Origin of the sequence: Rhizobium mongolense subsp. loessense, assembly GCF_900099775.1 — a bacterium.
Lineage (GTDB): Bacteria > Pseudomonadota > Alphaproteobacteria > Rhizobiales > Rhizobiaceae > Rhizobium > Rhizobium loessense.
The window spans coordinates 69398-82783 of record NZ_FMTM01000010.1 but is presented as its reverse complement, the minus strand read 5'-3'; the positions used below and the strand labels follow the sequence as shown (position 1 = coordinate 82783).

At 60.3% G+C, this 13386-nt stretch carries 12 protein-coding genes; 9 read left to right on the top strand and 3 right to left on the bottom strand.

Annotated features, from left to right (window positions below; genetic code table 11):
• From cydD to BLP23_RS26060, 7 genes are all read left to right on the top strand, one after another.
• Complete coding sequence (cydD, locus tag BLP23_RS26090) at positions 1-1704, top strand: thiol reductant ABC exporter subunit CydD (protein ID WP_092587647.1); 1704 nt, start codon at positions 1-3, stop codon at positions 1702-1704.
• Positions 1704-3392: an amino acid ABC transporter ATP-binding/permease protein gene (locus tag BLP23_RS26085; RefSeq protein ID WP_092587646.1), complete on the top strand. Its 1689-nt coding sequence runs from the start codon at positions 1704-1706 to the stop codon at positions 3390-3392. Before cydD ends, BLP23_RS26085 begins: the two co-directional genes overlap by 1 nt.
• 69 nt (positions 3393-3461) lie before the next feature.
• Entirely contained in the window at positions 3462-5042 is a 1581-nt protein-coding gene (locus BLP23_RS26080; protein ID WP_092587645.1) for a cytochrome ubiquinol oxidase subunit I, read from the top strand.
• A gap of 5 nt (positions 5043-5047) precedes the next feature.
• Entirely contained in the window at positions 5048-6199 is a 1152-nt protein-coding gene (gene cydB / locus BLP23_RS26075; RefSeq protein ID WP_092587644.1) for a cytochrome d ubiquinol oxidase subunit II, read from the top strand.
• 13 nt (positions 6200-6212) lie between these two features.
• Complete coding sequence (cydX, locus tag BLP23_RS26070) at positions 6213-6323, top strand: cytochrome bd-I oxidase subunit CydX (RefSeq protein WP_040115511.1); 111 nt, start codon at positions 6213-6215, stop codon at positions 6321-6323.
• A 144-nt stretch (positions 6324-6467) separates the two neighbouring features.
• Positions 6468-6773: a hypothetical protein gene (locus BLP23_RS26065; protein WP_092587643.1), complete on the top strand. Its 306-nt coding sequence runs from the start codon at positions 6468-6470 to the stop codon at positions 6771-6773.
• 142 nt (positions 6774-6915) lie between these two features.
• Positions 6916-7530, top strand: coding sequence for a TerC family protein (locus BLP23_RS26060; protein ID WP_092587642.1), 615 nt, complete (start codon positions 6916-6918; stop codon positions 7528-7530).
• A 515-nt stretch (positions 7531-8045) separates the two neighbouring features.
• Here the strand turns inward: BLP23_RS26060 and BLP23_RS26055 are convergent.
• Positions 8046-8879 carry an amidohydrolase family protein gene (locus tag BLP23_RS26055; protein ID WP_092587641.1) on the bottom strand — a complete coding sequence of 278 codons (834 nt, stop codon included), beginning with the start codon at positions 8877-8879 and terminating at the stop codon, positions 8046-8048.
• A gap of 159 nt (positions 8880-9038) precedes the next feature.
• Here BLP23_RS26055 and BLP23_RS26050 point away from each other — a divergent pair, with 159 nt between their 5' ends.
• Positions 9039-9497, top strand: a complete 459-nt coding sequence (locus BLP23_RS26050; protein ID WP_092587640.1) for a YbaK/EbsC family protein — start codon at positions 9039-9041, stop codon at positions 9495-9497.
• 85 nt (positions 9498-9582) lie between these two features.
• Positions 9583-10596 carry a Tim44 domain-containing protein gene (locus BLP23_RS26045; RefSeq protein ID WP_092587639.1) on the top strand — a complete coding sequence of 338 codons (1014 nt, stop codon included), beginning with the start codon at positions 9583-9585 and terminating at the stop codon, positions 10594-10596.
• A gap of 4 nt (positions 10597-10600) precedes the next feature.
• On the opposite strand, the gene BLP23_RS26040 is transcribed toward BLP23_RS26045, so the two are convergent.
• The gene (locus tag BLP23_RS26040) at positions 10601-11878 is read right to left on the bottom strand and encodes an L-fuconate dehydratase (RefSeq protein ID WP_092587638.1); all 1278 of its coding nucleotides are present in this window, start codon (positions 11876-11878) and stop codon (positions 10601-10603) included.
• Between the two features lie 26 nt (positions 11879-11904).
• Positions 11905-12639, bottom strand: coding sequence for an SDR family oxidoreductase (locus BLP23_RS26035; protein WP_092587637.1), 735 nt, complete (start codon positions 12637-12639; stop codon positions 11905-11907).
• Positions 12640-13386: the final 747 nt, after the last annotated feature.

The window sequence follows — 13386 nt, the reverse complement described above, 5'->3', positions numbered from 1 at the left end:
ATGGGGAGTGCTTTCTTCGACGAGGGAAAAGCGCATGCAGCCGCAGCGCCAGCAACTGGCTTGCCGGCCCGCTCGGCCCGGCCCTTAGGTCTTCGTCATGCCGCTTTGCTTCAAACCGCTGGCGCTCTCTTATGGATCCCGCAAGCCAGTCTGCTCGCATATGCCGTCGGCGGCATGGCAGATGGCGATGGTTTTCGTGATGTGCTTGGGCCTGCCTTTTTCGTGTTGGTACTCGGTATTGCAAAGGCGCTGCTTGACGCGGTTGGCGGCCAGCTTGCCCTCGACAGCGCGCGCACCGCGCTGAGTTTGAGGAGACGGGTTGCCGTTGCAGCGCTCGCCCGGCGATCGCCGATCGACGGCACGCGTCCTGCTTCCGGGCAGGTTGCGAGCATTCTCGGCGAGCAGGCGGAACTTGTCATTCCCTACCTCGCGCGCTTTTTTCCCGCTCGCTTCAAAGCGAGAGTCACCCCTCTCGTCATCCTTGTTTGCGTGCTAGCGACCTCCTGGGTTGCCGCGCTCGTGCTCTTGATTGCAGTGCCGCTTGTTCCGCTTTTCATGGCACTCATCGGCTGGCGCGCACAGGCGGCGAGCGAAAAGCAGCTCGCTGCAACAGGCAGGCTCAATGCATTCCTTCTCGACCGGCTCCGTGGACTGGCCACGATCCGCTCGTTTGGTGCAGTCGGCCTGACTGCTACGCGGCTGCGGGCAGATGCTGAAGACCTCAAGACACGCACGATGGCGGTGCTCAAAATCGCCTTTCTCTCCTCTGCCGTGCTGGAGCTCTTTGCTGCGCTCGGCGTCGCAATGGTCGCGGTCTATGTGGGCTTCAGCCTCCTCGGCGAAATCCACTTCGGGACATGGTCGGGCAAGCTCAGCCTGGCCGAAGGCCTTTTCATACTCCTTCTCGCACCCGCCTTTTTCGAGCCCTTGCGCGAACTTTCCTCCGTTTGGCATGACCGTGCCGCCGGAGAAGCGGCGATAAAGGCGCTCGAGAGCCTCGGCGCGTGCGGCGGCATTGAGATCGTCGATACGCAGAGCACCGGCCCGGCGCCGGGCGTTGACCGGCTCGACATTGAATTCAACGATGTCAGCTTCCGTTACGATTGCTCGCGGCCTTCCGCGCTTACCGGCTTCAACTGTCTTATCACAGACGGTGAGCATGTCGCGCTTGCAGGCGCGAGCGGCGCCGGAAAATCCACGCTGCTTGCGCTGATCGCCGGTCTGGCAGCACCTCAGACGGGTCAAGTGCTGATTGATGGCCGGTCCATCGATGCAGGCGTGCGCAGCACCATGGCATGGATCGGCCAGACGCCGCATATATTTGCCGGAAGCTTGGCCGGCAATGTCTTGCTGGACAGGCATTGCTGCGTTCTCCAGGAGGCTTTGGCGCTTGCCAAACTGGACGGCGTTGCGGCCGCCTACGGCAAGCGGCCGCTCGGCGAAGGCGGGGCCGGCCTTTCCGGCGGCGAAGCGTTGCGACTTGCCATCGCACGGGCGGCCGCCAATCCTTTCATTCGCATCATCCTGGCGGACGAACCGACGGCGCATCTCGACGCCGTGACTGCTGCGGAGATCACGGAAAGCCTGATTGCCCTTGCCAGCGGGAGAACGCTTGTCGTTGCCACGCATGACGCGCGTCTTGCTGCGCGCATGGACCGCAGGATCGTCATCGATGCACCGTTCTTAAAAGAGGCTGCTGAGTAATGAGAAAACTGATCCGGATCCTTGCGCCGATCCTCAAGCTTTTCTTTTCTGAACGGCCGCGTCGGCTCTTGGCCGGTGCCTTGCTTTCTGCCGTCACGGTCATTGCGGGCCTTGCCCTGCTCGGTTTGTCGGGCTGGTTCATCACTGCTGCGTCGATTGCCGGCCTATCTGCGGCAGCCGTCGCCTTCGACGTCTTTGCGCCGGCGGCCGCAATCCGCTTGCTTGCAATCAGCCGTACGGCGGCGCGCTACGGCGAGCGGATGACGACGCATGATGCAACGCTGGGCATATTGGCGGCGCTTCGTGAGACGCTTTTTCGCGGCTGGGCGGGACCTGATGCTGCATGCAATCTTCTCCGCCGGCCCTCCAAAGCGCTATTTCGCCTGACGGCTGATATCGATGCGCTGGAATCGCTCTACCTCAGAATTCTCGTTCCGATGGGTGCCGCGATCGGCGCCGCGACTGTCTCCGTCGTCACGCTGGGCATCATGCACCCCGCCTTCGGGCTCACGGTCGGCGCGATTTTGCTTGGGTCCGGCATCTGCGTTCCGATCGCCGCAGGCGGCCTTGCCCGAAAGCCTGCCCGGCGCCGCGCGTACGGCATCGAGGCGCTTCGCTCGCGCGCCATCGACCTGACCGCCGGCCAGACGGACCTCCTGATGGCATCGCGCATGGAAGCGCAATGCGCGTCCGTTCTCGCAGCCGATCGCTATACCGCCAGGGCCGATCGTCATCTAAATCGGATCGAAACGGGCGTCACCCTGACGTTCGGCCTCGTCACGGCGATCTTGCTCGCCGGCTCGCTTCTTGCGGTATCGGCGCTTGCCGAAGTAGAGGCGATCACTGCACCGGTTGCCGCGTTGGGGCTGCTGATTGCCTTTGCAGCCGTCGAACCCTTCACGGCCCTGCGGCGCGGCGCCCTTGAATTTGGCCGTGTCCTGGTCGCAGCCAAGCGGATCGGTCCGCGCCTGACTGAAGAGACGTCGCGACAAAAACGAGGTGCCCCTGAAGCCGGCATCGCCCTTTGTCTGCAGGAGGTAAGCGTCAGACATGACGGCTCCGCCGGAGATGCGCTCCACGCAATCAGCTTGGAATTGCGGTTGGGTGAAGCATTGGCCGTCATCGGCCCGAGCGGTGCCGGAAAATCGACACTGCTTTCGCTGCTTGCAGATGAAGTGGAGCCGCGCGTTGGGACTGCTGCATGCGTCGATGCGACGCTTCTGACGCAAAGGACCGAACTCTTTCAGGATACGCTCGAAGGCAATCTGCGGCTCGCCAAGCCTGAGGCGAGCGAGGTGGAATTGCGCGAAGCGCTTGTCGCCGCGGGGCTGCTTTCGGATGTCGAGGCTCTGCCGAAGGGGCTCGGCACACCTCTTGGCGAAGGCGGTTTCGGTCTTTCGGGCGGCCAGGCCCGTCGTCTGGCGCTTGCACGCCTCTTCCTTCGCGACACGCCGCTGTGGCTGCTCGATGAGGCGACGGAAGGTCTCGACAGCGCAACGGCAGGCGACGTCATGTCCCGCCTCAAGGAACGGGCGTGTGGCCGTTCCCTCGTCATTGCATGCCATGCCCGCCGGGAGGCTGCGATCGCCGATCAGATCGCAGTCATCGAAGGCGGTCGTATTATAGAACTATCGCGCCGTGGAGAGGCGGCGTTCGAAAGAGCGCTCGAGCGGCTAAGGCCGGATTGAATGGTGCGCTAACCGCGGACGCCGGCGGCGCCCGTTCGACATCCTGTCAGACCGTGGGAAGAAAAAACAATGGAACTAGATATCGTCGCGCTATCGCGCTTCCAGTTCGCCCTGACGGCGCTTTATCACTTCCTGTTCGTGCCGCTGACGCTCGGTCTGTCGGTGCTGCTCGCGATCATGGAAACGACCTATGTGATGACCGGCAGACAGATCTGGCGGCAGATGACGAAATTCTGGGGCACGCTCTTCGGAATCAACTTCGTACTGGGCGTGGCGACCGGCATCGTCATGGAGTTCCAGTTCGGTATGAACTGGAGCTACTACAGCTATTATGTCGGCGACATCTTCGGTGCGCCGCTGGCCATCGAAGGGCTGATGGCCTTCTTTTTGGAGGCGACTTTCGTCGGCCTCTTCTTCTTCGGTTGGGACAAGCTGTCCAAAGTGGGGCATCTGGTTGCGACCTGGGCCGTGGCGCTCGGCTCCAACTTCTCGGCACTGTGGATCCTGATCGCCAATGGTTGGATGCAGAACCCGGTCGGCTCGGCGCTCAATCCGCAGACCATGCGCATGGAGATTACGAGCTTCTTCGACGTGGTCTTCAATCCCGTCGCGCAGGCGAAGTTCGTGCATACGGTTTCTGCCGGCTACGTCTGTGCCTCGATCTTCGTGCTTGGCGTCTCAGCTTGGTACCTGCTGAAAGGCCGCCATATCGAGCTTGCCAAGCGCTCGATGACGGTTGCCGCCTCCTTCGGACTTGCCTCGGCTCTCTCGGTAGTCGTACTCGGCGACGAGAGCGGCTATCTGGCAACGGAAAACCAAAAGATGAAGCTCGCCGCAATCGAGGCTATGTGGGAAACCGAACCGGCGCCTGCAGCCTTCACGGCCTTCGGCTTTCCAGACCAGCAATCGCGTGAGACGCATTTCGCCGTCCATATTCCATGGGTCATGGGGCTGATCGGGACACGCTCGCTGACCACCGAAATTCCAGGGATCGACAAGCTTGAACAGCAGGCCGAAACCCGTATCCGCGAAGGCATCAAGGCCTACGATGCGCTGATGCAAATCCGCGCGGCTTCAACACCAAACGGCATCGCGCAGGAGGTTCGTAGCTCCTTCGCCGACCTAGGCCACCAGCTCGGCTATGCGCTTTTATTGAAGCGCTATGTCGATGATCCGCGCCAGGCAACAGATGAACAGATTGCCCAGGCTGCACGCGACACGATCCCGCATGTACCGACCCTTTTCTGGTCGTTCCGCATCATGGTCGGGCTTGGCATGTTCTTCATCCTGCTGACGGCGGTCTTTTTCTGGCTGTCGGCCCGCCGCCACCTCGACAAATATCCGCTGCTCCTGAAGGTCGCCGTTTTCGCCATACCCCTTCCTTGGATCGCCATCGAGGCGGGCTGGATCGTCGCCGAGATCGGCCGCCAGCCCTGGGTCATCGAAGGGGTGCTGCCGACGGCGATGGCAGTTTCCAGCCTGGGGGCAAGCACGGTGCTCCTCACCATCATCGGCTTTGCCGCACTTTATACGACGCTCATCGTCGTCGAAATGAGCCTGATGATCAAAGCGATCCGGCAAGGGCCTGATCCGGATGAGGAGCCGGACGCTGCACTTGTTTCCGAAACCCTCGTACCAGCAGCGGAGTGATCGCCATGATCCTTCATGAACTCATCGACTACGAAACCCTACGCTTCATCTGGTGGCTGCTGCTCGGCATATTGCTGATCGGCTTTGCGGCAACGGACGGCTTCGATCTGGGTGTCGGTACGCTGTTGCCCTTCGTCGCGAAGACCGACACGGAACGCCGTATCGCAATCAACACGATCGGCCCGGTCTGGGAAGGCAATCAGGTCTGGCTGATCCTTGGGGGCGGCTCCATCTTCGCTGCGTGGCCGCCGCTCTATGCCGTTTCCTTCTCGGGCTTTTATCTCGCCATGTTTGCGATCCTCCTTGCGCTCATCTTGCGCCCGGTCGGCTTCAAGTACCGTTCGAAGCGCGATAGTGCGCGCTGGCGCAACAACTGGGACTGGGCGCTGTTCATCGGCGGCTTCGTGCCGTCGCTGATCTTCGGCGTTGCCGTCGGCAATGTACTGCAGGGGGTGCCCTTCCGTTTTGCCGACGACATGCGCATTTTTTACGAAGGCTCGTTCTTCGGCCTTCTCAATCCATATGCGCTGCTTTGCGGCCTGCTTTCGGTCGCCATGCTCGTCCTGCACGGCGCATCCTGGCTGGTGCTGAAGGCGAGCGGTCCCGTTGCCGAGCGCGCCAGAAACTATGGAAGCATCGCTGCCCTTTGCGTTATCGTACTCTTTGCCCTTGGCGGCCTCTTCCTGGCGCTCGGCATCGATGGCTATCGCATCACCAGCACCATCAGCCCGGCCGGTCCGTCAAATCCGCTCTTGAAAACGGCGCAGCACGACGGTTCGTGGCTTGCGAACTACAACACCCATCCGTGGCTGCTGATTGCTCCGCTACTCGGCCTGCTGGGTGCGGCACTTTCGTTTGCTGCAATGCGGGCGAGGCGCGAGGTCTCGACCCTGCTCTTCAGCAAGCTCTCGATCTTCGGCATCATCGCAACGGTCGGCGTCTCGATGTTTCCCTTCATTCTGCCCTCCTCGCTCGATCCGCGATCAAGCCTCACGGTCTGGGATGCTTCCTCAAGCCATATGACGCTTTTCATCATGCTCGTCGTTTCGCTGATCTTTCTGCCGATCGTCGCCGCTTATACTGCCTGGGTCTACAAAGTGCTGTGGGGCAAAGTCGACGAAAAGTCGGTTACCGACAAAAGCGGACACGCCTACTGAAGGAGACAAGACGATGTGGTATTTCGCATGGATGCTCGGGCTGCCGCTGGCGGCCGCCTTCGCCGTCCTCAACGCCATGTGGTACGAGCTGGTCGACGACGAGGCCAAGAAAAAGAAACAATGACAAACAGAAAGGTCAGGCCAAAATTCCGGCCCTGAACGCAGCCTGCCACACCGCCGTCCCGTGCCCGCAGCGCCTTTGGTCAATCTGGCACAAGGATTGCGTCTTAATACCCATCGGAAGAATGGCGCGTGGGCAGGAGAAGATATGACGGTGTCAGTCACGGACATGATTGGTGCGACATGGCGTCTCGAAGATGCAATCCGGGAAGTCATCGCGGATCCGCAGATGTTTTCCAATGAAACCAAACCTATGAAGGAAAAGGCTAAGGTTCTACCTCATCTTCTGGTGCAGAAATATCCACATCTCTCGGATATCGAAAACGAACTGCGCGGCGTGTTCGAAACCTGCCGGCTGGCGATTGACCACAAATCGATCAGTCCGGTCGTTGTAAAGGCAGCGATTGCCATTGCCGACGAATACCGGGAGATCATCATCAAGCTGAAGCACTGAATTTGCTGGTAGGCGCGCCCCTAAAAACTTGGGGACAGAGCGCTTCCCCGCTTCGCATTTTCTTGACCTTGCGTCATTCATGGTTGACGTGGCGTTCCGGGGACACTAGCACGCTTCTCGAAGGCATTCTGGGGACGTTTCCATGGAAATCTTTACTGCTGCGGGCCTGACTGCACTCCTGCAGGTCATCGCAATCGATCTTGTTCTTGCCGGCGACAATGCCGTCGTCATTGGTCTTGCTGCAGCCGGGCTTCCGGTCGCACAGCGCAAGAAGGCCATTCTGGTCGGCATTCTTGCCGCCACCATTCTGCGCATTCTATTTGCATCCGTGACAGTTCAGCTCTTGAGCATCGTCGGCCTGCTGCTTGCCGGTGGCCTGCTCCTGCTCTGGGTCTGCTGGAAGATGTGGCGCGAGCTTCGTTCCCAGCACGCAAACGGCGGGGAGATCGGTCTGGAAGGCGAGGCGTCCACCGGACCTAAGAAGACCTTCATGCAGGCTGCAACCCAGATCGTCGTCGCCGACGTGTCGATGTCGCTCGACAACGTGCTGGCCGTTGCCGGTGCTGCACGCGACCACCCGACCGTGCTTATCCTGGGCCTTGCGCTTTCGATCGCCATGATGGGTGTCGCGGCGAACATCATCGCCCGCCTGCTCAACCGCCATCGCTGGATCGCCTATGTCGGCCTGCTCATCATCCTTTATGTCTCCCTCGACATGATTCATCGCGGCGTCCTGGAAGTGTGGCCACATCTCTAGCCTAAAGAGGCGACGCAATTGCCCTTTTAAGCGGATCGGCGAGAGCCGCTCCGCTTTTACTTTTCCACAAACAGTGATGCGCATGGGTAGCGACTCCAGCACGCCGTTCGCTTGACGCTTAGTTGCTAGCACCAGACGGCTCACCCTGGCCGACAGGCCGAAGGCGCGCGCGGCCGAACCACCGAGCGGCAGGATGGTCAACCATCGGCTCCGGAGGGCTAGCGGCGCTGCCAGACCGGCCAATACCGTCACTTTGTCCATGCCTCGAACGGCCCTGCCCGGCTTATCGGTCCCGAAAGCCATCGTGAGAAGGATGTAGCCGCGCATGTCGCCTTGCGCGAGGACAATCGTTACGACGGCCATCGGAAGGCGCCGATGGCGATACCGGTAAGTAGCATGCGCGCCGGCGAAAATCGCGCGCGGGAAGCAATCCCGATCACGACCAGAAATGGCGCCGGTTGGCAATAGAAAACCGGGGGCAATAGCGCTGCGCGATACGCTTCATGTCGGCCGTGTCAAAGCCCGTAAAATCGCTCGCCGTTTGATGCCCAGATCTTTTGCTGATCGGCAGCAGGCAGGCTCTGCATGGCGTGGTCGAGCGTCGCGATCCAGCGGCTGTAATCCGCGACGAGATTGACGACCGGCCAGTCGCTGCCGAAGACGAGGCGATCGGGTCCGAAAATGTCGAATACCGCCTCGAGATAGGGTTGAAGCCGCTCCGGTGTCCAATCCGGCCCGTCCTCGGTGAGAATACCGGAAATCTTGCAATGGACATGGTCGAGATCACGGAAGTGTTCCATGTCGCGCCGCCAGGGTTCAAAATTGCCTCTTCCGATTTCGGGCTTGGCCATGTGGTCGATGATCACCGGCAGATCGGGATAGCGCTCGATGAACCTCACCGTGTTGAGGATATGCCGAGGCTTGATCAATGCGTCAAACCGCAATCCGTGGTCGAGCATGGCGCGCAAAGCAGGATCGAGTTCTTTCTTCAGGATCCAATCCTCTTCAGGCAGATCCTGAAGATAGGGACGGATGCTCTTCAGCTTCGCAAAGCGTGCCCAGCCGCCCAGGTCGTCGGCCGCCGTCGGCGCGAGAAGATCAAGCCAGGCAACAACGCCCTTGATGAAATCCCGCCCGTCGGCAAGGCCGAGAAGATAGCCGGTTTCATGAGCAGAAGACGCAGCCGAAACGACAACGACGCTCTCGACATTGTTCTTCTCCATCATCGGAACGGCATCGCGTGGCCCATAGTCACGATAGAGCACCTTGTCATCCGGCGACATCCAGAGCGAATAGTAAGGCTCCATCGCCAGCGTCCAGAAATGCATATGGCAATCAACGCGCCGCATCGCTCTCCTCCCTTAAACGTCTCTAGGCGCGACAAAGAAGGTCAGAAAACGGGCCGGATCGCAAGTGCATCCAGGTTCGAAACGCGATTGAAATTCCTCGAGCATCAGATACTTTCCAAGCTCATTTAAATCCCGATCATTGTGGTCCTGGATCCGCCCATGAGCTTTGAGTCCGTCCGCGCATTCTTCAGCGCAAATGCACCTGAGATTGAAATCATCGAAACCGCCGAAAGCTCTTCGACGGTCGCGCTTGCGGCCGAAGCGCACCGGGTCGAGCCGGGGCAGATCGCCAAAACGATCTGCCTCAGGGTCGGGGATGAGACGATGCTCGTTGTCGCAAGCGGCACGGCTCGTCTCGACAACCGGAAATTCAAGGATGCATTCGGCGGCAAGGGCCGCATGCTGGGACCGCAAGAAGTCCTGGAAGCTACCAGCCATCCGGTGGGCGGCGTCTGCCCCTTTGGATTGCCCGCCCCAATTCCAGTCTACTGCGATGTTTCATTGAGGCGTTTCGACGAAGTCGTGCCCGCCGCCGGTTCCACGCATTCGGCGGTCCGTATCGCGACGGAGCGGCTTGCCGAACTCACCAGCGCCAAATGGGTCGATGTCTGCCAATAAGTCGGGTCGGCGAACTTCAAATTGCCAGGAGAACACCTATATTAGCTCGCAAACATGCCATGGTTGTTGCATGACAGGAGATATGATGCAGAGTGCCGTTTCGCGTTTTGCCAAGATTGCGGCGATCGCCGTTCTGACGAGCGCTACCGTTTTTGCTGCCTATAGCGATGCCGAGGCGCGCCGCGCCGGAGGTTTTGGCGGGTTCGGCAGCCGCGGAACGCGCACCTTCCAGGCGCCGCCGGTCACACGAACCGCGCCTGCTCCGGCCGCGCCGATGGAACGTTCGATGACGCCGCGCCCACAGACGCCCGCGACCGCCCAACAGCCGGTCAACGCTCAACGTTCCGGCGGTCTTTTCGGCGGCTTTGGCCGTTCGATGATTGGCGGCCTGATCGCCGGCGGCCTGCTCGGCATGCTGCTCGGCCACGGTTTCGGCGGCGGCTTCGGGTTCCTCGGCATGCTGCTGCAGATTGCCCTGATCTTCGGCGCAGTCATGCTTGCCATGCGCTTCTTTGCCAATCGACGCCAGCCGTCCTACGGTGCGGCAGGCAGCCGGAGTGCCTCGTCCTACAGCAACATGTCGTCTAACAGCAATTCGTCGTTTAGCATTCCGGCGATCGGCTCAGGTGCTGCGGGCTACCAACAGCAACAGCAGCAGCGCAACGACAGACCAAGTGACGAAATCGGATTGGCGCAGGCCGATCTGGATCAGTTCGAGGAGTTGCTGACCAAGGTGCAGACCGCCTACGGCGCCGAGGACTATAATACGCTGCGCAAGCTCACAACGCCCGAAGCCATGTCCTATCTCGCCGAAGAACTCGGCGAAAATGCCACCAATGGCGTGCGCAACCGCGTCTCTGACGTCAAGCTGCTGCAGGGTGACATTGCCGAAGCCTGGCGCGAGGACGGTCAGGATTACGCAACGCTTGCAATGCGCTATTCGTCGATCGACGCGATGGTCGATCGTGACAGCGGCCGCGTCGTTTCCGGTGACGATCGCCACCCCGGCGAAAGCACTGAAATCTGGACCTTTGTACGCAGGACCGGCAGCGACTGGAAGCTCGCCGCCATTCAGAGCACAGAGCAGCGCGCTGCCTGAAATATCAGCCCTTGAAGGTGTAGTCGGTGATCGACTGCGCCTTCATTTCAATTGAAAAACCAGGCTTTGACGGCGGCATATAGGCCGCGTCCCTGATCACGCACGGGTCGAGGAAGTGTTCGTGCAAATGATCGACATATTCGATCACGCGGCCGTCCTTGCTACCGGACACGGCAACATAGTCGATCATTGACAGATGTTGCACATATTCGCAAAGGCCGACGCCGCCCGCATGCGGCCAGACCGGCAGACGGTATTTTGCGGCGATCAGCAGCACGGCCAGCACCTCGTTCAGGCCGCCCATGCGGCAGGCATCGATCTGCACGATGTCGATCGCGCCTTCGGCGATGAATTGCTTGAACATGATCCGGTTTTGGCACATCTCGCCGGTTGCAACCTTGACCGGTCGGATTGCCTCACGAATTTTCCGGTGTCCGGCCACGTCGTCGGGACTTGTCGGCTCCTCGATGAAGTAGGGCTTGGCGAAGGCTAGCTCCTTCACCCAGTCGATCGCCTGCTTGACCTCCCAGACCTGATTGGCATCGATCATCAGGTAACGATCCGGGCCAATCACCTCGCGGGCGATACGCAGACGGCGGATATCATCCTGGAGATCGCGGCCGACCTTCATCTTTACATGGTTGAAACCTGCGTCTATCGCTTCCTGGCAGAGACGGCGCAGCTTTGCATCCTCATATCCGAGCCAGCCGGCAGAGGTCGTGTAGCAGGCGTAACCTTCTTTCTCGAGCGTTGCGATCCGCTCGGCCTTCCCCGCCTCGGCACGTTTCAGGATCGTGACCGCCTCGTCGCGCGTCAGCACGTCGGTGAGGTAGCGGTAGTCGACGATGTCTGCGATTTCCTCCGCCCCCATCTCCGCCACCAGCCGCCACACAGGTTTTCCCGCCTGCTTCGCGAGGAGATCCCAGACGGCGTTGACCACGGCCCCCGTCGCCAAATGGATGGCGCCCTTGTCCGGACCAATCCAGCGAAGCTGGCTGTCGCCTGTCAGATGCCGCCAGAATCCACCTGGATTGGCAAGAACCTTGCTAAGATCTGCGCCGACAATCAAATGCTCCATCGCCTTTATTGCCAGGCAGCAGATGTCGTTGCCGCGGCCGATCGTGAAGGTGAGCCCGTGGCCTGAAAGCCCCGGCTCGTCCGTATTCAGAACAACGTAGGCGGCCGAATAGTCCGGGTCCGGATTCATCGCATCGGAGCCGTCGAGGCTTTGCGAAGTGGGAAAGCGAAGATCAAAGACACGAAGGCCGGTAATGCCTGTCATGGGTTCCTCCCGAACTGGCCGGGCGGTCAGATCGTCCAGCCGCCGTCGATCGCGTAGGCCTGTCCGCTGGTATAGGTAGCACCGGCAAGATAGACGGCAAGGTCGGCAACCTCTTCCGGCGTGCCGAGACGGCCCATCGGCTGGCGAGAAATGAAAGCAGCGCGTGCCGCATCATAGTCGCCCTGCGCGCGCATGCGGTCCTGCAGCGAGGGGCTTTCGACCGTGCCGGGGCAAATGGCATTGCAGCGGACGCCTTCGGCCACGTAGTCGGCGGCAACCGATTTCGTAAGGCCAATCACCGCCGCTTTTGTGACGCCATAGGCAAAGCGGTTCGGCACACCCTTGATGCTGGAGGCAACCGAAGCCATGTTGATGATCGACCCGTCCTTCCGCTCCAGCATGCCGGGAAGCACGGCGCGTATCGTGCGGATCATCGCCTTGACATTGAGGTCGAAAGCGAATTCCAGGTCGGCATCCTGCATTTCCAAAATGGATCCGGCATGCACGAAGCCGGCGCAATTGAAGAGCACGTCGACGACGCCGATTTCAGCGACCAATGCCTTCACGGCCACCTCGTCGAGCACGTTCAACTGGTGCGTCGACACCCCGGTGTCGGCGGCCAGCGTTGCCAGCGCATTCGTATTGATATCCGTCGCGTGAACCTTGGCCCCGGCCTGCTGAAAGGCGACTGCACTGGCACGGCCGATGCCTTGCGCTGCCGCTGTGATCAGAACGGTCTTGCCGGAAAGAGTGATGGTCATGTCTTGGCCTTCTCAGGGTTTTCAATAGGTGTAGGTAGCGCTCGCTTTCATCGGTGCCGAACCTGAACGGCGGCTCTTATGGTGTCAATCGAATAGTGAATCTGTCTCTCGCTCGACGTTGATGGGAGCCTATATCCAGGACGTGGCCATTTCCCCGACTGGGTCTACGGCTTCGATCGCGCCACACCCTATCTTATGCCGTATGTCACCGAACGGCTTTGGCAACGATCCCGAAGCCGCATCCAGCAGGTCGAGCCGAGCTGACAAACTGGCGGCGCTGCTTCGACCGTCAACCAGCATGCGCTTCGATGCTGGCAGGGACAAAAGCATCGGCCGCAAAATCGGGCGTTTCCCGTCGATTGACCGCCGCGCGGATACAACTGGAACATTCGATATTCCAAAGTGTTTCCACGACAAACGAATGAAGGAGGGTTCATGCTCTCCATTCAAGAAAATGTCGTCAATTGCACGAAGCGCATCGGCGCATGTGCCGTCGGACTTCTGTGCGGATTGGCGCTTGCCCAACCCATCGCCGGTCAGTCGGATCGCTGCCAGGCGCCTGATCAGCAGCAAAACCGGGCGCGCCCCCTTGAGAACGGCAATTCAAATTCAGGATTTACGAATAGGTCGGATACCTCGAAACTGTCTGATTGCAACGGCGTGCTAGTACCGCCGTCCATCGGCGACGCAGATCTTGTCAAGCCTGCGCCGCCTATTGGCAACACCCCCATAATCCCGCCGGATCTT